This is a genomic window from Janthinobacterium agaricidamnosum NBRC 102515 = DSM 9628, from assembly GCF_000723165.1.
In the GTDB taxonomy this organism is placed as follows: domain Bacteria; phylum Pseudomonadota; class Gammaproteobacteria; order Burkholderiales; family Burkholderiaceae_D; genus Janthinobacterium; species Janthinobacterium agaricidamnosum.
The window spans coordinates 2,208,234-2,226,956 of record NZ_HG322949.1; the positions used below are offsets into that span (position 1 = coordinate 2,208,234).

Sequence of the window (18,723 nt, forward strand, 5' to 3'; positions counted from 1 at the left end):
AATTCAGTAGCTACGACTGGCGCGACTTCCTGGACGAGCACAATCTTCAACAGAGCATGAGCCGGCGTGGTAATTGTCATGACAATGCTGTTGCCGAGAGCTTCTTCCAATTGTTGAAACGGGAACGAATTCGGCGCAAGACCTTTGACACCCGGGAGGAAGCGAAGCAGGAGATCTTTGATTACATCGAGATGTTTTACAATCCAAAGCGCCGGCACAGTTTCAGCAATGGCTTGTCGCCGGTCGAATACGAAAAGCGGTATTTCCAACGGCTCTCGAGTGTCTAGCAGACTCGTGGCGATTCAAACGGTCTCGGATGAGCTGCCGTCTATGCTGCTGTAATAATAGGTACGCTGGATGTTCTTGGTGGGTTTCAGTAGCAGGTAGGTAATGTAGGAAATCTGTTTGTCGGTGTTGTTGAAGATGTAGCGGGCGGGGTTCGTTCCGATCATTCCCGAGAGTGGAAAGGCGTAAACTGAACCTGCCGCAGTGCCGTCTGGCCGTTTCATGTAAGCAAACGCGGAATCCGATGAGCTGTATGTGATCTTGCTCAGTGGCTCGGTTGTCTTGATATCGTCGAAAACGGCTTTACTGGCGTACACACAAACCATGCCGACCGCGCAACCTCGCGCGACCGCGATTTCCGATGGCGTCGGCGGGGCGGCTTGCGCAGGCAAGGCCGCAGCCAGCGATGCGAGCGCGAGGCCGATGGCCATGGCTGCCATGGCCTTTGTCTTGGCCAGACGGCCGTGCAGGCGCGACCATAGTGCAGGGCCGGGCGCCGGGCGGCTCGCCCCGGGGTTGAAAACATCGCTTGCCCCGGCTGGGGCTGTAGCTCGGATTGCGTGCTGAACGTGGATGGGCATGATGGCTGCTCCTGTAAACAAAACTGCTGTTTGGCTGCAAGGATGGCGCCGGACCTGCGGCGCGGGCTTTTTTCCCAGGTACAACCCCATACGTCCGGTGCGGGTGATCCGGGTGACGACATTTTTCGATGGCCAGGCCAACGTGGCGCCAAAAAGAAGGGCGCGGGACTGAGGACGATATGGCCAGATTACGCACTTTTAGTAGCCCTGTGGCATCTTTTTTTGCAAGCTGGAATGATATCAAAAAATAATGTTCTTTTCCTGTGGGAACTTATCTCGGCCGGAAATCCATCACCCGCCGAACACCCCTCAATAGCGCGGTTCCATAGGAAAACCCTGGCGTGGCGGCGTTTCCGGCAATGCGGTTTCGTCAAGGTTTTGCGGCCTCAACCGTAACGCGATGGCGCTCAGGTTATCGACATGCAAGCCAGGAGGCGGGGTGTGCATGAAGGTGTCGAACAGGGTATCGACGGCGTCGGCCGCGTCGCGGCCATGCAGCAGTCCCGGCCACGACGCGACCCAGTCGGCCGGCTGGGCGCAGGCCCAGAAGCCGTCGGTGGCCAGCAGGTATAGCGCGTCGCGGCGCAAGTGCAGCACGCGGCGGTCGGCCAGCTGGCGCAAGAACGGCGGCAGGTTGCCGTCGTCCAGCGGACACAGCGGCGCGGCCAGCTGCTGCGGGTCGGTCATCGCGTTGCCGAGGATAAAAGCTTGCGAAATCTGGGCGCGGTGCTCGCCATGCACTTGCCGCCACCATTCCTGTTCGCCCAGCAAGCCATGCATGGCGTAGGTCGTGGCCGGCACATGGTCGATGGTCAGCGGCGCCGCTTGTCCGGCCGTGATTTCATACAGCCGCGAATCGCCGACGTGGTACAGCAGCGGCGCTTGCAGCGGCGGCAATTCCAGCAGGGTCAGCGTGGTGCCGGGCTGTTTGCCGGCGCTGCCGCCGTCCGCTGCGGCAAACTCGGCTTGCAAGCGGTCGTGCAGCCGGTCGAGATGGGCGCCCAAGGTCGCGACATCGTTGCAGGCGGGGATGGCCAGCAGGCCGGCCGCCGCCGCTTCCGCCGCTTCGCGGCCATGGCCATGGCCGCCCATGCCGTCCAGCACCGCCAGCCGCACATGGCCGGCCGGCCAGCCGGGCACTTGCCAACTGTGGCTGGCTTGGCCGCGCAGCGATACGGCGCGGCCGTCGGCGCCGATCACCAGCAGATTGTCCTGGTTTTCCAGGCTCACCAGCGCCACCGCACTGTCGCAGGTGCAGGCGGCGACATCCAGCATGGCGCCGCAATCGGGCAAATTGAATAATGAAGGCATGGTGGTGTAGGTGTCCGGTCGCCGGGATGGTAGCGACAGCTTAGCCGAAAACCGGCTCGCGGCAGAAGGGGGGCTTGTTTTTTACTTATCTTTACTTGCTTTTTAGCGCTTCTTCGTCGCCGCGGCGCAGCCACAGGCTGCTGGCCCAGCCCAGCGTGCCGCCGCCGGCGCTGCCGGTCCCGGCCCTGACTTGCCACCAGTCGCCGTTGCGCCGGCCGGTCGGTATCACTTCAGTACCGCGCGGCACGATGGCCAGCCGCGGCGAGTTGGTGCCGGCGCCGGCCCGCAGGTTGATGTCGCGATGCGCGTGGTAGGCCACGCCACGCTCCGGCAGCGGCAAGACCGGCAATGGCGGCGCGGTGTTGACGGCGGCCGGCGCTAGTGCCGGCGCTGGAATCGCTGGCGGCGCGGCCGGCAGCAGTGCGGCGACCAGGCTGCCGATGCCCCAGGTGCCGCCGGCCAGTATCAGCAGCGCGCGCACGTTGGGCCGCTTCCACCAGGCGCGCGGCGTCAGCCACGCCGCCAGCACCAGCGTCAGGAACAGGCCCAGCGTGAACGCGGCCAGGCGGTAGCCGTGTTCGGGCCACAGGTTGGGCCACAGGTTGGTCCACATAAGGACTCCGTCATCAAGCGTCAAAGCGCAGCACGTAATGGCCGGCCACCAGGTGATGGCCGGGCGGCAGCAGGTAATACGTTTCGTCATCCGTGTCGGTGATGCTGGCGACGAATCGCAATTGCTGGTCGAGGTGGTACAGCGCCTGCGCGGCGGCCAGCCGGCCGATCTTGAATCCTTGCGGCGACGCTTCGAAACTGAAGGCGTTGCGCGACAGGCCGATGCGGTCGGCGCTGGCGCCGTCGGCCGGACCGCTGCGTTGCAGGAAACGCGGCGAATCGAGCAGGCGCAATGCCGCCAGCACCGGCGCGTTGCGGCCGAACACGAAGCGCGCGCCGCCCGCCACCGGCAACACGACCGGCTCGGCCAGGCACAGCATGGCGCAATAACGGTCGGCCATTTCCGGCGCGGCGGCCAGCAGGCGGATGGTGCGCGCATCGAGCGGCGTGAAGCTGGCCGGCGCGGCGATGCGCTGGCGGCCGGCGGCGCTGCTGGCGTACAGTTCATCGGCGGTATTGACCGTGAAGCTGATGGCCGGCTCGCCATTCGGCGAGATGGCCAGGTCGCGGTCGAACGGGATCTCCAGCGCGCTCGCGCCGGTGTCGCGGTAGCGGCTCAGGCGCGGCAAGGCCAGCGCCACCAGGCTGACGCGCTGCTGCGCGATTGGCGCATAGGTGGCGTCGCTTTCGCCGGCCCGGTTCAATGGCTTGGCGGGCCGGTGGCTGACGGGCAGCGCGGTCGGCTCAAGGTCGTCCAGCGTGGTGCGCGGTGCAGGCACAGGCACAGGCACAGGCACGGTCGATGGAGCGGGGCGGCTTTGCCAGACTGCGGCGCGGCTGGCCGGCGCCGGCGCTACCATGATGGGGGCGCTGGCCCGGCTGATTTTCAGCAGCAGGCGCTGTGCCTGGCCGCCGGGCGTTGCAGCGCCGCGTTTCGAGGTGATCGTGTAATAACCGTGTTTTGCGTCGAAAGTGCAGTCGAACGCGTCCCTGGGGCGCATCTGCACGTCGACCGGCGCGTCCGGGCCGTCGTTGATCAGCAAGACCGCGCCGTCCGGGCCGAACGGCCAGCCGCCGGCGGCGAAGCTGGCCTGGCCCTGGTCGCCGCCGATCAGCGCCAGGCGCTGGTTCGGATAGATCGGGCAGACCGCCTGCCATACCGCGCTGTCGCGCGACACGCTGACGTTGTACAGCACTTTTTCATCGGCGGCCGGCAGGTACACGGCGTGGCCGAACTTGACTTCGACCTGGCCCGCGTCCAGCGTCTCGGTGCCGACCACGTCGTAGCGCACCTGGTCGGCGCCCAGCAAGTCGCCGAAATCCTTCTGGTGCAGCGCGGTCAGCGTCTGCGCCAGGTCGCGCGCCCGTGAGCCGCGCGTCAGGTGATAGTCGTCGTCGACTTCCTCTTGCGGCAGCATCAGCGTGACATGCGAAAAACAGCGCGTGGCGGCGCGGCCCTTGTGCTCGCGCGGGCTGCGCTCCAATAGGTCGCGCAGCAGCGGACGGCGCGAAAACAGCGCCAGGCCGGGCGCCTGCCAGATCGCCTCGGCGTTGAATACGTCGGCTACTTTACCCAGGACTTCGTGCTGGACATAGATCGGCATGATGGGTTCTCCTCTAAAGATGACGCGCTGGCCGCAGCAAACGTTAGCAGGGGGCACAGGAAAAACAGCAAATGGCTGCCGCCGGCCGACAGGAAACTCATCGGCTGGCCCATGATCGGGAAGATCGCCAGGTTGGTGCCCCACGACAGCAGGAAATGGCCGAGCACGAAGGCGGCGCCGCCGCACAGCGCAAAGTAGCGGAAGCGGGCCTGCCACGTGTGGCGGTAGTCGCCCGCGCCGGCGCCGGCGACATGGCAACGCAGCGCCAGCATCAGCAGGCCGGCGACGAAGGCCGCCTGCACGCCCCACAGCAGCAGCGCGCCGGCCAGGCCGTGGCGGTTGATGAAAAAGGCCGGCGCAAAATCGTCTTGCACCGCCGGGATGTTCAGCACGCCGCCGGCCGCCTGGCCAAGGCTGGGCACGCCGAGGAATTGGCCGGCGCCCCACCAGCCGCCGTCGCCGATGGCGCGCGCGCCAAGCAGCAGTTGCTGGCCGGTGTGCGGATGGTCGGCCGGCGCCAGCCAGACCTGGAAACGGTCGGCGTAAAAGCTGCCGCCTTGCAGCAGCGTGCCATCGAGCCCGTGCAGCCAGGCGATCGCGCCCGCGGTGCACAGCACCAGCAGCACGATGGCGCCGGCCAGCGGCCGGTTGCGCGCCGCCAGCGCATACGCCAGTACCATTGAGGTGCTCCAGACCAGCAGCAGTATCAACGGCGAATAATCGTCGACCTGCACCAGCGCCAGCCCGAGCAGCGCCAGGAACAGCAGCGCCGGCGCGCCCAGCAGCAGCCAGCGCTTGGTACGCCCCGGGGCGTCAGCGTTGCCGGCATGCCAGCCGAGGCGCAGCGCCAGGCTGTGCGCGGTCAGCGCGGTCAGCGCCAGCTTGGCCAGCTCGACCGGCTGCAAGTCGAACACGCCGGTTTCATCGCCCCACAGCACTTGCATCGCCAGCGCGGCCAGCGCCAGCGCCGCCAGCAGCAACAGCGCCCATTCGATGCCGCGCTGCTGCGGCACAGTGACGTCGTACCGGCGCCACAAGCGCCACAAGCCGCCGGCGCCGCAGCCGATCGCCAGCAGTGCCGCGCTTTTCTGGTAATAGCGCAGCCACGACGATTCCATGCCGCCCAGGCCCATTTCCAGCTGCACCAGCAAGCCGGCCGACAGCAACAGCAGGGCGGCGGCGCCGGCCAATCGCAAGCGGCCCGGCAGCAGCAGCCACAACACCAGCGCGGCGCCGCCCAGGCACATCGAATAGGCGGCGCTGGGCGCCTGGCCGGCGCGCTGCATCACCAGCGCGATGATGCCGTTGGCCAGCACCACGGCGGCGCACAGCGCCGCGCCGCGCGCCTGCCAGGCGCCGGCGCGCAGTACGCTGGCGCCCAGCAGCAGCGCCAGCAGTCCGATGGACAGGCCGGCCCACAGCGGTTTTTTGGCCGGGACCGTGCCACACCTCGCGCGCGCGCCATTGCCAGCTGACCTGCGCCGGCAGCGGGCTGTCGGGCGCGCTGAACAGGCTGACCCGGCGCCCCGGCAGCATGGTCAACTGGCCCGGTTGCGGCACCAGCAGGAAGCGGGTATGGCCGACCACCATCGCCGACACATTGGTCAGCGACTGTTCCTGGCGCCGCACGTCGATGGCGACGCCGTCGCGCATCAGCAGCAGCGACGCGCGTTCGCCGTCCGGATTGCCGGCGCTGAGCCGCAATTGCCCGTCGGCCCGGGCCAGCAGCGCCGCGCCGGGCGTGATGTCGGCCAGCCCGAGGCGGTTGCCGCAATGGATGTTGCCGCCGAAGACCAGCGGCCTGGCGACCGTCAGCCAGTCCGGCATGACGCGGTTCCACAGCATGAGTGCGCGGCTGGCCGGCCTGGCGTCGGCGCATGCCGCCTGGGCCTGGCCGTCGCGGTACAGCACCGCGCCATCGTAGCGCCAGCGTTGTGCACCGCGCCGGAAGCTGATGCCGCCGGCGTCGCTGGCGGTCACCTCGAAGCGCGCGGCGCCGACCTGGAATTGCTGTCCGGCTTGCGGCGCCACGCTGCCCATTTGCCGTTCGCCATCGGCCGTTTGCAGCAGCACCTGCTTGGCGGGACTCAGGTTGCGCAGCCACCAGTTGCCTCCGCTATCGCGGTGCAGCGCGATATGGTTGCGGTCGGCCTGCGGCGCGGCCAGTTCGCGCTGGCCCAGCAGCACTGTTTCGCCGAGCGCCAGCCGGGCCGTCACCGCCGCCGGATACCAGGCGGCGGGCGCATGCCACAAGCTCCAGGCTTGCATCAGGAAAAACAGCAATAGCAGTGCGGCGCAGGTCTTGAACAGCGATGGTTGCGACAATTTTTTCATAGCGTCTGGGCGATGGCCTGGGCCAGCAGCGGCCAGCCGTTTTGCGCGGCTGGCCGTCCGACCCCGTGCAGCAGTTGATTCATCGGCACCGCGCGCGGCGCCGTCAGTCCGCCGCGGATCGCGGCCAGCATGCGGCTGATCTGGATCGCGTGGCCGGGGCGGTTTTCGGGCAGCGGCGCCAGCAGCGCGCGCAGCAGTTTCAGCGCGGCCTGGGCGCAGGCTTCACCGTCCTGGCCAAAACCGCGCGCGAACAGCGCTTCCTCGGCCGGGTGCAGCGTGGCGGGGATGGCGCCGCCGGCGCGGCGGCGCAGCATGGCCGCGCCGCCGACATGGTGTTCGCGGTAAGCCTGGCCGCAATCGCTGCAAAAGCGCAGCGGCACGCCGCCGGTGACGAGGAAGTAGAACAGCGCGCCCAGCGAAAAATAATCGCTGCGCCGGCCGCCGCCGTAGCTGCCGTCGGCGGCCGGGAAAAACTGTTCCGGCGCCTGCCAGCTGGCGGTGCCGGCGTAGGTCTGGGCCTGCGCTTCGCCGGCCAGCCGGTTGGTGCCGAAATCGGTCAGCTTGACGCTGCCCAGCAACGGGTCGAACAGCACATTGGCCGGCTTCAGGTCGAGGTAGGACCAGCCGTACTGGTGCACCTTGGCCAGCGCCTGGTTGATCTGGCCGGTCCAGTCGAGGATATCGACCAGCGGCGGCGCATGTCCCGCTCCGGCCGCGGCGCCTGCCGCGATGTGCCGCGCCAGGTCGCTGGACATCAATTCCAGCGCCAGTACCGGCAAGCCCTGGTGCTGGCCGCTGTCGAGCAGGCGCACGATGTGGCGTTCGTCCCACGGTTCCAGCGATTGCAGGAAGGCGATTTCATTGTTCGCGCTGGTCACCCAGCGTTCGCGCTGGCGCGGCAGGGCCAGCGCCATCTGTTGCTGGTTGATCAGCTTCAGCGCCACGTCGCGCGAGCCGCGCGGCCCGCTGGCGCGCCAGATCACGCCATAGGCCGAGCCGGCGATTTGTTCGCGCAGGCGGTAATGGCCCAGTTGCAAAGTGATGATGGCGCCCGCTGTGAGCATGTTTCCCCCGTGTGTACAGGACGGCAAGCGCCGTCGTGCAGCTGATGCCGGGGGAGCCGAAAAACGGACAAGCCAGCCGCAATTGCTTGCGGCTGGCTTGTGTAATGCGATACGGCCTGGTGCGGCTAGTACGGCTTAACGGTAATAACCGCGGCCTTCATAATAACCGCCGCGATAACCCCGTTCGCGGTAATAGTGGCGCGACGGTTCGACGTAGATCACGGCCGGCGGGCGGTAGTAGCGCGGCGGCGGCGCGTAGTACACCGGTGGCGGAGGCGCGTAATACACCGGCGCCGGGGCGGGCGCGTAATATGTCGGCGCCGGCTGGTAGCCGCGGTTTTCATAATAGCCGCCGCGATAACCGTTGCCGCGGTAGCCGCGATCGTCGCTCAAGCTGCTGCCGACCGCCGCGCCGAGCACGCCGCCGACGATCGCGCCGTCACGGCCGCCGCTGTTGTGGCCGATGGCCGCCCCGATCACGGCGCCGGCGACGGTATTGAAGTCGCGGTCACCAGCGGTCGCTGCCGACGAGACAGCTACCGTGGCCAACATCACCGCACCCAGGATTTTTTTGTTCAACATGGCGATTCTCCATTCCGACGAGACCAATATGATCCGTTCCTGGAGTTCACTATATAGCGCAGGGCGGGAAATGCCACGCGATATACAACTTCTTACAAGTAAAACTGGTTCCGTAACAACTTGCACCAGCTACGGCGATGCCAGTTGCCGCCACTCCGGCCTTAATAAACTGTATATTTTGACATCGCGGATCATGCCGTTATGGAAAAATGCCTGCCGCATCAGCCCCTCGTAATGAAAGCCGCATTTCAGCGCGATTCGCTCCGAAGCCAGGTTGTCCGTATCCATCAGTAATTCCAGCCGGTGGTACTGGTAGGCGCGGAACAGGTGGTCGGCCAGCAGCCGGGTCGCTGCGGTGACGTAGCCGCGTCCGGCCAGGGCGGTGTCGAACAGACGGTAGCCGATTTCGCGGCAAATCGGGGTGCGGCTCTTGAAGTGGCTGATGATGCCGACGATATGGTGGTGACGGTCTTCGATGACGAACATTTCATGGTCGTCGGTGACCAGGCCGGTCTGCATGAAGTCGCGCCGTATCACTTCCGGCGACTTGAAGTTCATCGGGAAAAACTCGCCGCGCGACGGCAAGTCGTTGAGCAGCGCAATGAAGGTATTCAAATCGCTGCTTAACAAATGCCGCACGGTGCACAGGTGTCCTTTTAACATACAGGCTTTCGCGGTCTGGAGTCAATCCGATCTTAGTCGAATGAAAACACTAATGCAATCGGCGAACGTCTCCGCGATGACCTGCTTTGACGGCCCGTCAATAATTCATGTAGGCTATGTTTCCTCCGCTGCATGCATTTGCCTGAAGCCGGGGACGTCATTCAACTTTTCATTACAGGAATCCCGCATGAAGTCCATGTTTTCCCCTCCGCTGCGCAAGACCTTGTTATCGCTGGTCGCCGTGGCCATGTTCAGCGGTGCCGCCCAGGCTGCCGACGATACGGCCGCGCTGGCCCGGATCCGCAACAGCGCCATGCAAAGCGACTGGGCCTATGAACGGCTGGCCGACATGACCGACTTGATCGGGCCGCGCCTGTCCGGTTCGGCCGGCGCCGCCGCCGCGGTGGAGCAGGTGGCCGACGTCATGCGCAAGCTGGGCGCCAAGGTGACGTTGCAGCCGGTCAAGGTGCCGCACTGGGTACGCGGCGTGGAAACGGCGGAACTGGTCGATTATGCCGGGCGTCCGGCCGGCATCAGCCAGCGGGTGGTGCTGACGGCGCTGGGCGGTTCGGGCGCCACGCCGGCGGACGGCCTGACCGCGCCGGTGCTGGTGGTGCGCAGCTTCGATGAATTGAAGGCGCGCGCGGCGGAAGTGAAAGGCAAGATCGTCTTGATCGACGTCGCCTTCGACCAGCAGATGGCGGACCGGGGTTTTGCCGGCCCGGCCTATGGGCAAGGCTCCAAATTCCGCGTGCAGGGACCGAAACTGGCGGCCGAACTGGGCGCGGCGGCGGCGCTGGTGCGCTCGGTCGGCGGCGCCAATTTCCGCATTCCGCACGCCGGTCACAGCGCGCTGGCCGACGGCAAGCGCATCCCGGCGGCCGCCGTGACGGTGGAAGACGCGCTGCTGATCAACCGCCTGGCGGCGCGCGGTCCGCTCAAGATGCACCTGACGCTGACGCCGCAAAACCTGCCCGACGCCGACAGCTTTAACGTCATCGCCGATTTCGCCGGCAGCGACAAGGCCGATGAAGTGGTGGTGGTGTCCGGCCACCTCGATTCGTGGGACCTGGCCACCGGCGCCCATGACGACGGCGCCGGCCTGGTCAGCGCGATGGGCGTCATCGACACCCTCAAGAAACTCAATCTGCAGCCGCGCCGAACGATACGCGTGATCGCCTGGATGAACGAGGAAAACGGCGGCCGTGGCGGCAAGGCATATTTCGAGGCGAATAAAGATGCGCTGGACAAGCAGTTCGCGGCGATTGAAAGCGACATGGGCGCCGGCCGTCCGTTCGGCATCCGCGCCAGCGTCACCCAGCAGGGCGAAAAACTGCTGCTGCCGTTGCGCGCGGCGCTGGAACTGATCGGCGCGCAAACCTTCACGCGCCGCGATGCGCTCGATACCGGCGACCTGGGCTACCTGGAAAAAGGCGGCGTGCCGATTTTCGAGCCGGTGGTCGACAGCCACGATTATTTCCACTACCACCATTCGCCAGCCGACACGCTGGACAAGGTCGATCCGGATAACCTGCGCCGCAACGTGGTGGTGATGACGTCGATGGCCTGGTACCTGGCGAATCTGGAGCAGCCGATCGGCCGCGCCCCGGCCCGGGCCGAGTGACTTAAATGGCGTTCAGCGGTATCTTGAGATAGCGTACGCCGTTGTCTTCGGCTTCCGGCAACTGGCCGGCGTTCAGGTTGACCTGGATCGCCGGCAGTATCAGCGTCGGCATGTCCAGCGTGGCGTCGCGCCGGGTGCGCAGCGCCACGAATTGTTCCTCGGTGACGCCATCGTGCAGGTGGATATTGCCGGCGCGCTGTTCGGCCACCGTCACTTCCCAGCGCGCCTCGCGCCCGGCCGGCGGATAATCGTGGCACATGAACAAACGCGTTTCCGGCGCCAGGCGCAGCAGCCGTTGCGCCGAATGGTACAGCATGCTGGCCGAACCGCCCGGGAAATCGCAGCGCGCAGTGCCCAGGTCGGGCATGAACAGCGTATCGCCGACAAATACCGCATCGCCGATCTGGTACGCCATGTCGGCCGGCGTGTGGCCCGGCACATGCAGCGCGCGCGCTTCCATCGGCCCGATCTGGAACACTTCATCGGGGCTGAACAAATGATCGAATTGCGAGCCGTCCTGCGCCGCCCCCGGCTGGTTGTACACCGCCGAGAACGCATGCTGCACGGTGCGGATCGCCGAGCCGATGCCGATCCGGCCGCCGATATGCCGGGCCAGATAGGGCGCGGCCGACAAATGGTCGGCGTGCGCATGGGTTTCCAGCAGCCAGCGGCATTCCAGGCGGTGCGCCCGCACAAAATCGATCACCTGGTCGGCCGACACATGCGCCGTGCGGCCCGATTTCGGATCGTAGTCCAGTACCGAATCGATGACTGCGCAAGCGCCGCCGTCTTCTTGATAGACAACGTAGGTGACGGTGGACGTGCCCGTATCGAAAAACGCCTGGATCTGTGGCTTCATGTTATTTGCTGACTCGCTAAGGTAAAAAAGTTTCCCAGTATTATAGTTATAAATTGCTCAGTTTTTCCATGATTCATGCGAAAAACAAATAACAATTTTCCAGGAGACCATGCGCAGCTGTGCGCGGGGCCTGCCTTGCTTCATGCTAGGCTCATCATAACAAAAGGAGCTGGCATGAATGTTTTGACGCAGGAATATCGCGGCTACACCATCAGGGTCACGCCGTTCCAGGACCATGACGACTTATGGGATTTCACGTATCAGCTGAGCAAGGATGGCGGGCCGGCCATCGATGGCAGCCAGACGCTGGGTGGCCATCTGACGGCTGAGATCGCTGGTTTCGCGGGTGTCGAAGTGGCCAGGATCGAGGTCGATAATTTACTTGCACTTGATCGAGCGTAGGTCAAGCGCAGGCGGTGTGCAAACGGTTTGGCCTGTTTGGCGCTTTCCGGCATAATCGAATCGTCGCGCGATATCGTTCGTGCTACGATTTTCCCTTATCAACCAGGAGGCGCAGATGGATAGTAGCTCGAAAATTCACTACAAGGGATGGGAACTCATCCCGCTCGCGGTTCCTACCAATGACGGTCAGTGGTCGGCTAGTTGCGATATAGAACGGGCCGGTGCGGATGGGGTGGAAGTGTTTGAAGGATCCACCATGCAATTTGTGCGCGACGATGAAGATGACGCCATCGCCGCCGCTTGCGAAGAGGCCATCCGCCAAGTCGATAACATCATCGCCAATCCGCTGGTGCGGCAGGCTTGACTGCTATTGACGGTGTAACTTGAGCGTAGTCCGCGTGAAGCCATGCGGCTTTGCGCGGCTTGTCGAGCGCTTACTCCGTATGTAGTTAATAGTATTCCTCCTTGTAGCATTCTTTGGTTTGATTCAATCATAGGCATGGTCTTTCTTATTGCCATGTCCTTTTTTCCTTCTATTTTTTCATCATGTTCCGCTTGCCGCCGGCAGCAGCATCGTGGCGTTGAGTCCGGCTGGCCGATTTAAATTGATTGCACCATGTTTCAGGTGAAATTGAATGTTTCAAAATGAAACGTAGATGAAACGTTTATACTTGTTCTTGTGGGCCATCATGAAACATGCAAGCTTGCCATCTTGATTGCAAGTGCTTGATTATCCTGATGAATTTCTATTCTGCTCCAGGCATGGCACGCCGCTTGCAATAGTGGCGGCATATCCTCGTAATATTGTGCAACTCTTAACAAGGTGAATACATGAGTCATCATTCCGCCGGCGCCGCGTTCCGCCAGGCCGTCTCCGAAGAATCCCCGCTGCAAGTGGTCGGCGCGATCAACGCCAACCACGCCTTGCTGGCCAGGCGCGCCGGTTTCAAGGCGATTTATTTGTCCGGCGGCGGCGTCGCGGCCGGCTCGCTGGGCTTGCCCGACCTGGGCATTTCCAGCCTCGACGATGTGCTGACCGATATCCGCCGCATCACCGATGTGTGCGACTTGCCGCTGCTGGTCGACGCCGACACCGGTTTCGGTTCGTCCGCGTTCAACGTGGCGCGCACCGTCAAGTCGATGATCAAGTTCGGCGCCGCCGCGCTGCACATCGAAGACCAGGTCGGCGCCAAGCGCTGCGGCCACCGTCCGGGCAAGGAAATCGTCGGCAAGGATGAAATGGTGGACCGCATCAAGGCCGCCGTCGATGCCCGCACCGATGACAATTTCGTCATCATGGCGCGCACCGATGCGCTGGCCGTCGAAGGCCTGGACGCCGCGCTGGAGCGGGCCATCGCCTGCGTCGAAGCGGGCGCCGACATGATCTTCCCGGAAGCGATCACCAGCCTCGACATGTATAAACAATTCGCCAAGGCCGTCAAGGTGCCGATCCTGGCCAATATCACCGAATTCGGCGCCACGCCGCTGTTTACGCTCGATCAATTGCGCAGCGCCGACGTGGCGCTGGCGCTGTATCCGCTGTCGGCCTTCCGCGCGATGAACAAGGCGGCCGAGAATGTCTACACCGCGCTGCGCCGCGACGGCACGCAACAGAACGTGGTCGACACCATGCAAACCCGCATGGAACTGTATGAAAGCATCAATTACCACGAGTTCGAACAAAAGCTCGACGCGCTGTTTTCGGCGCAACACGCCGCGAAAAAACAATAAGCGACCTGGCTAAATTACTTGGAGACTACGATGAGCGACACCCAAACCGGCACCTTCAAACCTAAAAAATCCGTCGCCCTGTCCGGCGTCACGGCCGGCAATACCGCGCTGTGCTCGGTAGGCAAGACCGGCAACGATTTGCACTATCGCGGCTACGACATCCTCGACGTCGCCAACACCTGCGAATTCGAAGAGATCGCCTACCTGCTGGTGCACGGCAAGCTGCCGAACCAGGCCGAACTGCGCGGCTACAAGGCCAAACTGACATCGCTGCGCGGCTTGCCGGCGTCGTTGAAGACGGCGCTGGAATCCTTGCCGGCGTCGGCCCATCCGATGGACGTGATGCGCACCGGCGTTTCGGTGCTCGGTTGTCTGCTGCCGGAAAAAGATGATCACAATGCGCCGGGCGCGCGCGACATCGCCGACCGCCTGATGGCGTCGTTCGGCTCGATGCTGCTGTACTGGTACCACTTCAGCCACAACGGCAAGCGGATCGACGTGGAAACCGACGACGATACCATCGGCGGCCATTTCCTGCATTTGCTGCATGGTCAAAAACCGTCCGACAACTGGGTGCGGGCGATGCACACCTCGCTGATCCTGTACGCGGAACACGAGTTCAACGCATCGACGTTCACCAGCCGCGTCATCGCCGGCACCGGTTCCGACATCCATTCGGCGATCGCCGGCGGCATCGGCGCGCTGCGCGGCCCGAAACACGGCGGCGCCAACGAGTTCGCCTTTGAAATCCAGAAGCGCTACGACAACGCCGACGAGGCCGAAGCGGACATCCGCAACCGCGTCGCCAACAAGGAAGTGGTGATCGGCTTCGGCCATCCGGTGTACACGATTTCCGACCCGCGCAACGTCGTCATCAAGGAAGTGGCGCGCTCGCTGTCGCAGGAAGCCGGTTCGATGAAGATGTTCGACATCGCCGAACGGCTCGAAACGGTGATGTGGGACATCAAGAAAATGTTCCCCAACCTGGACTGGTTTTCGGCGGTTTCGTACCACATGATGGGCGTGCCGACCGCCATGTTCACGCCGCTGTTCGTCATTTCGCGCACTTCCGGCTGGGCCGCGCACGTCATCGAGCAGCGCATCGACAACAAGATCATCCGCCCGAGCGCCAATTACGTCGGCCCGGAAGACCTGCCATTCGTCGCCATCAAGGAACGCAAGTAAAAGGAACGCAAGTCAATGAATACAGCATACCGTCAAGCCCTGCCCGGCAGCACACTGGATTATTTCGACGCGCGCGGCGCGGTCGAGGCGATCCAGGCCGGCGCCTACGACAAGCTGCCGTACACCTCGCGGGTACTGGCGGAAAACCTCGTGCGCCGTTGCGACCCAGCCACGCTGAGCGCGTCGTTGACCCAGTTGATCGAGCGCCGCCGCGACCTCGATTTCCCGTGGTTTCCGGCGCGCGTGGTGTGCCATGACATCCTCGGCCAGACCGCGCTGGTCGACCTGGCCGGCTTGCGCGACGCGATCGCCGCGCAGGGCGGCGACCCGGCGCTGGTCAATCCGGTGGTGCCGACCCAGCTGGTGGTCGACCATTCGCTGGCCGTCGAATGCGGCGGTTTCGACCCGGACGCTTTCGACAAGAACCGCGCCATCGAAGACCGCCGCAACGAAGACCGCTTCGATTTCATCAACTGGACCAGGAAGGCGTTCAAGAACGTCGACGTGATCCCGCCCGGTAACGGCATCCTGCACCAGATCAACCTGGAACGCATGTCGCCGGTGGTGCAGGTGCAACACGGCGTGGCCTTCCCGGATACGCTGGTCGGCACCGATTCGCACACGCCGATGGTCGATGCGCTGGGCGTGATCGCCATCGGCGTCGGCGGCCTGGAAGCGGAAAGCGTGATGCTGGGCCGCGCTTCGTGGATGCGGCTGCCGGACATCATCGGCGTCGAATTGACCGGCAAGCCTCAGCCGGGCATCACCGCCACCGACACGGTGCTGGCGCTGACCGAATTCCTGCGCAAGCAAAAAGTAGTGTCGTCCTACCTCGAATTCTATGGCGAGGGCGCGGCGCACCTGACGCTGGGCGACCGCGCGACGATTTCCAACATGGCGCCGGAATACGGCTCGACCGCCGCGATGTTTTACATCGACCAGCAAACCATCACATACCTGAAATTGACGGGCCGCGACGATGAGCTGGTCAAGCTGGTGGAACTGTACGCGAAACACACCGGCCTGTGGGCCGACAGCCTGAAACACGCCGAATACGAGCGCGTGATCCGTTTCGATTTATCGTCGGTGGTGCGCAATATCGCCGGCCCGTCGAACCCGCACAGCCGGGTGCCGACTTCGGAACTGGCGGCGCGCGGCATCAGCGGCGTCGTGGAAAACGAGCCGGGCCGGATGCCGGACGGCGCGGTGATCATCGCCGCCATCACCAGCTGCACCAACACGAATAACCCGCGCAACATGATTGCCGCCGGCCTGCTGGCGCGCAACGCCAATACGCGCGGACTGACCCGCAAGCCGTGGGTCAAAAGCTCGCTGGCGCCCGGTTCCAAGACCGTCACCCTGTACCTGCAAGAAGCGGGGCTGATGCCGGAACTGGAGCAACTGGGCTTCGGCGTGGTGGCCTATGCCTGCACCTCGTGCAACGGCATGTCGGGCGCGCTCGATCCGGCGATCCAGAAAGAAGTCGTCGGGCGCGACCTGTACGCCACCGCCGTGCTGTCCGGCAACCGCAACTTCGACGGCCGCATCCACCCGTACGCCAAGCAGGCGTTCCTGGCGTCGCCGCCGCTGGTGGTGGCCTATGCGATCGCCGGCACCATCCGTTTCGACATCGAGAAAGACATCCTCGGCATCGATGCCGGCGGCCAGCCGGTGACGCTGAAGGATATCTGGCCGTCCGATGAGGAAATCGACGCCATCGTCGCGGCCAGCGTCAGGCCGGTCCATTTCCATCAAGTGTATATCCCGATGTTCGCGCGGCAGCCGGACGATGGCGAGCAGGTCAGCCCGCTGTACGACTGGCGTCCGCACACCACCTACATCCGCCGTCCGCCGTACTGGGAAGGCGCGCTGGCCGGCGCGCGGCCATTGAAGGGCATGCGGCCGCTGGCGGTCTTGGGCGACAACATCACCACCGACCATCTGTCGCCGTCGAACGCGATCATGCTCGACAGCGCGGCCGGCGCCTACCTGGCGAAAATGGGCTTGCCGGAAGAAGACTTCAATTCCTACGCAACCCATCGCGGCGACCATTTGACCGCGCAGCGCGCCACCTTCGCCAATCCGACGCTGAAAAATGAAATGGTGCGCGATGCGGACGGTAAAGTAAAAGCCGGTTCGCTGACGCGCATCGAGCCGGACGGGCTGGTGTCGCGCATGTGGGAAGCGATCGAAGTTTATATGGAGCGCAAGCAGCCGCTGATCGTCATCGCCGGCGCCGATTACGGCCAGGGTTCGTCGCGCGACTGGGCCGCCAAGGGCGTGCGCCTGGCCGGCGTGGAAGCCATCGCCGCCGAAGGTTTTGAGCGCATCCACCGCACCAACCTGGTCGGCATGGGCGTGCTGCCGCTGGAATTCCAGCCCGGCGTGAACCGTTTGACGCTGGGCATCGACGGCAGCGAAACCTTCGACGTGATCGGCGAGCGCACGCCGCGCGCCAGCGTGACGCTGGTGATCAACCGCAAGAATGGCGAACGGGTCGAGGTGCCGATGACCTGCCGCCTCGACACCGCCGAAGAAGTGTCGATCTACGAAGCGGGCGGCGTATTGCAGCGCTTCGCCCAGGACTTCCTGGAATCGACCAAGGCCGCCTGACAGCCTTTATCACGCCGGGCGGCGCAGGCACGCGCCGCCCGGCTTTTTTACGAAAGCATTCATGGCCCACGCACCACAAATCAAGATCGCCGCCACCTATATGCGCGGCGGCACCAGCAAGGGCGTGTTCTTCCGCCTGCAGGATCTGCCCGAGGCCGCCCAGGTGGCGGGACCGGTGCGCGACGCGCTGCTGCTGCGCGTGATCGGCAGTCCCGACCCGTACGGCAAACAGATCGACGGCATGGGCGGCGCCACGTCGAGCACCAGCAAGACCGTGATCCTGTCCAGGAGCGACAGGCCGGAGCACGACGTCGATTACCTGTTCGGCCAGGTGGCCATCGACACTGCCTTTGTCGACTGGAGCGGCAATTGCGGCAACCTGTCCGCGGCGGTCGGCTCGTTCGCCATCAGCGGCGGGCTGCTCGATCCGGCTCGGATTCCGCATGACGGCATGGCCGTGGTGCGCATCTGGCAAGCCAATATCGGCAAGACCATCATCGCCCATGTGCCGATGGTGGACGGCGCGGTGCAGGAAAGCGGCGACTTCGAACTCGACGGCGTGACCTTTGCGGCCGCCGAAGTCAAACTGGAATTTATCGACCCGGCCGCCGAGGAAGAGGGCGCCGGCGGCGCCATGTTCCCGACCGGGAACGTGGTCGACCAGCTGGACGTGCCGGGCATCGGCACGCTGAGCGTGACGATGATCAACGCCGGCATCCCGACCATTTTTGTCGACGCCGCGGCGATCGGCTATACCGGCACCGAATTGCAGGGCGCGGTCAATGGCGACGACAAGGCGCTGGCCATGTTCGAAACCATACGCGCGCATGGCGCGCTGCGCATGGGCTTGATCAAGCATCTCGATGAAGCGGCCAAACGCCAGCATACGCCGAAGGTCGCCTATGTTGCCAGGCCGGCCAGCTACATGGCATCCAGCGGCAAGCCGGTCGAAGCCGGCCAGATCGACTTGCTGGTGCGCGCCATGTCGATGGGCAAGCTGCATCACGCGATGATGGGCACGGCGGCGGTCGCCATCGGCACCGCCGCCGCGATACCGGGCACGCTGGTCAACCTGGCCGCCGGCGGCGGCGCGCGCAACGCGGTGCGCTTCGGCCATCCATCCGGCACCTTGCTGGTCGGCGCCGAAGCGGTGCAGGCGGCTGGTCAATGGCGCGTCGCCAAGGCCATCATGAGCCGCAGCGCGCGGGTCTTGATGGAAGGGTGGGTCAGGGTGCCGGGCGATGTTGTGTGATTCCTGATTGATGCCGGCAGC

The 18,723-nt window shown here is 64.5% G+C and carries 18 protein-coding genes and 1 pseudogene (1 of these 19 cut by a window edge); 10 read left to right on the top strand and 9 right to left on the bottom strand.

Annotated elements, in window-relative coordinates; translation table 11 throughout:
• Positions 1-287 (top strand): annotated as a pseudogene (locus GJA_RS09430) (IS3 family transposase); it begins 773 nt to the left of the window's first position.
• A 15-nt stretch (positions 288-302) separates the two neighbouring features.
• On the opposite strand, the gene GJA_RS09435 reads toward GJA_RS09430, so the two are convergent.
• From GJA_RS09435 to GJA_RS28230, 5 genes are all read right to left on the bottom strand, one after another.
• Complete coding sequence (locus tag GJA_RS09435) at positions 303-1,007, bottom strand: hypothetical protein (protein ID WP_144241468.1); 705 nt, start codon at positions 1,005-1,007, stop codon at positions 303-305.
• 168 nt (positions 1,008-1,175) lie between these two features.
• Positions 1,176-2,177, bottom strand: coding sequence for a protein phosphatase 2C domain-containing protein (locus tag GJA_RS09440; RefSeq protein ID WP_038491377.1), 1,002 nt, complete (start codon positions 2,175-2,177; stop codon positions 1,176-1,178).
• 91 nt (positions 2,178-2,268) lie between these two features.
• Positions 2,269-2,790, bottom strand: a complete 522-nt coding sequence (locus GJA_RS09445) for an SH3 domain-containing protein (RefSeq protein WP_081905311.1) — start codon at positions 2,788-2,790, stop codon at positions 2,269-2,271.
• 13 nt (positions 2,791-2,803) lie between these two features.
• Positions 2,804-4,393 (bottom strand): hypothetical protein, encoded by a 1,590-nt coding sequence (locus GJA_RS09450; RefSeq protein ID WP_038491379.1) that lies wholly within the window; start codon positions 4,391-4,393, stop codon positions 2,804-2,806.
• The gene (locus GJA_RS28230; protein WP_051780555.1) at positions 4,354-5,712 is read right to left on the bottom strand and encodes an FtsW/RodA/SpoVE family cell cycle protein; all 1,359 of its coding nucleotides are present in this window, start codon (positions 5,710-5,712) and stop codon (positions 4,354-4,356) included. The genes GJA_RS09450 and GJA_RS28230 overlap by 40 nt, the downstream gene beginning before the upstream one ends.
• A gap of 215 nt (positions 5,713-5,927) precedes the next feature.
• Here GJA_RS28230 and GJA_RS28235 point away from each other — a divergent pair, with 215 nt between their 5' ends.
• A complete protein-coding gene (locus GJA_RS28235; RefSeq protein WP_051780557.1) occupies positions 5,928-6,317 on the top strand; it encodes a hypothetical protein in 390 nt (129 codons plus the stop codon).
• 8 nt (positions 6,318-6,325) lie between these two features.
• A complete protein-coding gene (locus tag GJA_RS28240) occupies positions 6,326-6,679 on the top strand; it encodes a hypothetical protein (protein WP_051780559.1) in 354 nt (117 codons plus the stop codon).
• A gap of 44 nt (positions 6,680-6,723) precedes the next feature.
• Here the strand turns inward: GJA_RS28240 and GJA_RS09460 are convergent, their stop codons facing one another.
• The 3 genes from GJA_RS09460 to GJA_RS09470 all read right to left on the bottom strand — a co-directional run bounded on the left by GJA_RS09460 (position 6,724) and on the right by GJA_RS09470 (position 9,036).
• Positions 6,724-7,791 (bottom strand): protein kinase domain-containing protein, encoded by a 1,068-nt coding sequence (locus tag GJA_RS09460; RefSeq protein WP_051780561.1) that lies wholly within the window; start codon positions 7,789-7,791, stop codon positions 6,724-6,726.
• A 135-nt stretch (positions 7,792-7,926) separates the two neighbouring features.
• Positions 7,927-8,373 (bottom strand): glycine zipper 2TM domain-containing protein, encoded by a 447-nt coding sequence (locus GJA_RS09465; protein ID WP_038491383.1) that lies wholly within the window; start codon positions 8,371-8,373, stop codon positions 7,927-7,929.
• A gap of 129 nt (positions 8,374-8,502) precedes the next feature.
• A complete protein-coding gene (locus tag GJA_RS09470; RefSeq protein ID WP_038491386.1) occupies positions 8,503-9,036 on the bottom strand; it encodes a GNAT family N-acetyltransferase in 534 nt (177 codons plus the stop codon).
• A 187-nt stretch (positions 9,037-9,223) separates the two neighbouring features.
• On the opposite strand from GJA_RS09470, the gene GJA_RS09475 reads away from it, so the two are divergent.
• Positions 9,224-10,660: a M20/M25/M40 family metallo-hydrolase gene (locus tag GJA_RS09475; RefSeq protein ID WP_038491389.1), complete on the top strand. Its 1,437-nt coding sequence runs from the start codon at positions 9,224-9,226 to the stop codon at positions 10,658-10,660.
• A gap of 1 nt (position 10,661) precedes the next feature.
• Here GJA_RS09475 and GJA_RS09480 read toward each other — a convergent pair whose 3' ends face one another.
• Positions 10,662-11,519: an MBL fold metallo-hydrolase gene (locus GJA_RS09480; protein ID WP_038491392.1), complete on the bottom strand. Its 858-nt coding sequence runs from the start codon at positions 11,517-11,519 to the stop codon at positions 10,662-10,664.
• A 174-nt stretch (positions 11,520-11,693) separates the two neighbouring features.
• Between GJA_RS09480 and GJA_RS09485 the strand changes: the two genes are divergently transcribed.
• From GJA_RS09485 to prpF, 6 genes are all read left to right on the top strand, one after another.
• A complete protein-coding gene (locus tag GJA_RS09485; RefSeq protein ID WP_038491395.1) occupies positions 11,694-11,921 on the top strand; it encodes a hypothetical protein in 228 nt (75 codons plus the stop codon).
• A 115-nt stretch (positions 11,922-12,036) separates the two neighbouring features.
• On the top strand, positions 12,037-12,285 hold the full coding sequence (locus GJA_RS09490; protein WP_038491398.1) for a hypothetical protein: 249 nt from the start codon (positions 12,037-12,039) through the stop codon (positions 12,283-12,285).
• 467 nt (positions 12,286-12,752) lie between these two features.
• Complete coding sequence (gene prpB, locus GJA_RS09495) at positions 12,753-13,652, top strand: methylisocitrate lyase (protein ID WP_038491401.1); 900 nt, start codon at positions 12,753-12,755, stop codon at positions 13,650-13,652.
• A gap of 30 nt (positions 13,653-13,682) precedes the next feature.
• On the top strand, positions 13,683-14,837 hold the full coding sequence (prpC, locus tag GJA_RS09500) for a bifunctional 2-methylcitrate synthase/citrate synthase (RefSeq protein ID WP_038491404.1): 1,155 nt from the start codon (positions 13,683-13,685) through the stop codon (positions 14,835-14,837).
• A gap of 15 nt (positions 14,838-14,852) precedes the next feature.
• On the top strand, positions 14,853-17,450 hold the full coding sequence (gene acnD, locus GJA_RS09505; RefSeq protein WP_038491407.1) for a Fe/S-dependent 2-methylisocitrate dehydratase AcnD: 2,598 nt from the start codon (positions 14,853-14,855) through the stop codon (positions 17,448-17,450).
• Positions 17,451-17,511: 61 nt separating this feature from the next.
• Entirely contained in the window at positions 17,512-18,702 is a 1,191-nt protein-coding gene (gene prpF / locus GJA_RS09510; protein ID WP_038491411.1) for a 2-methylaconitate cis-trans isomerase PrpF, read from the top strand.
• Positions 18,703-18,723 lie beyond the last annotated feature (21 nt).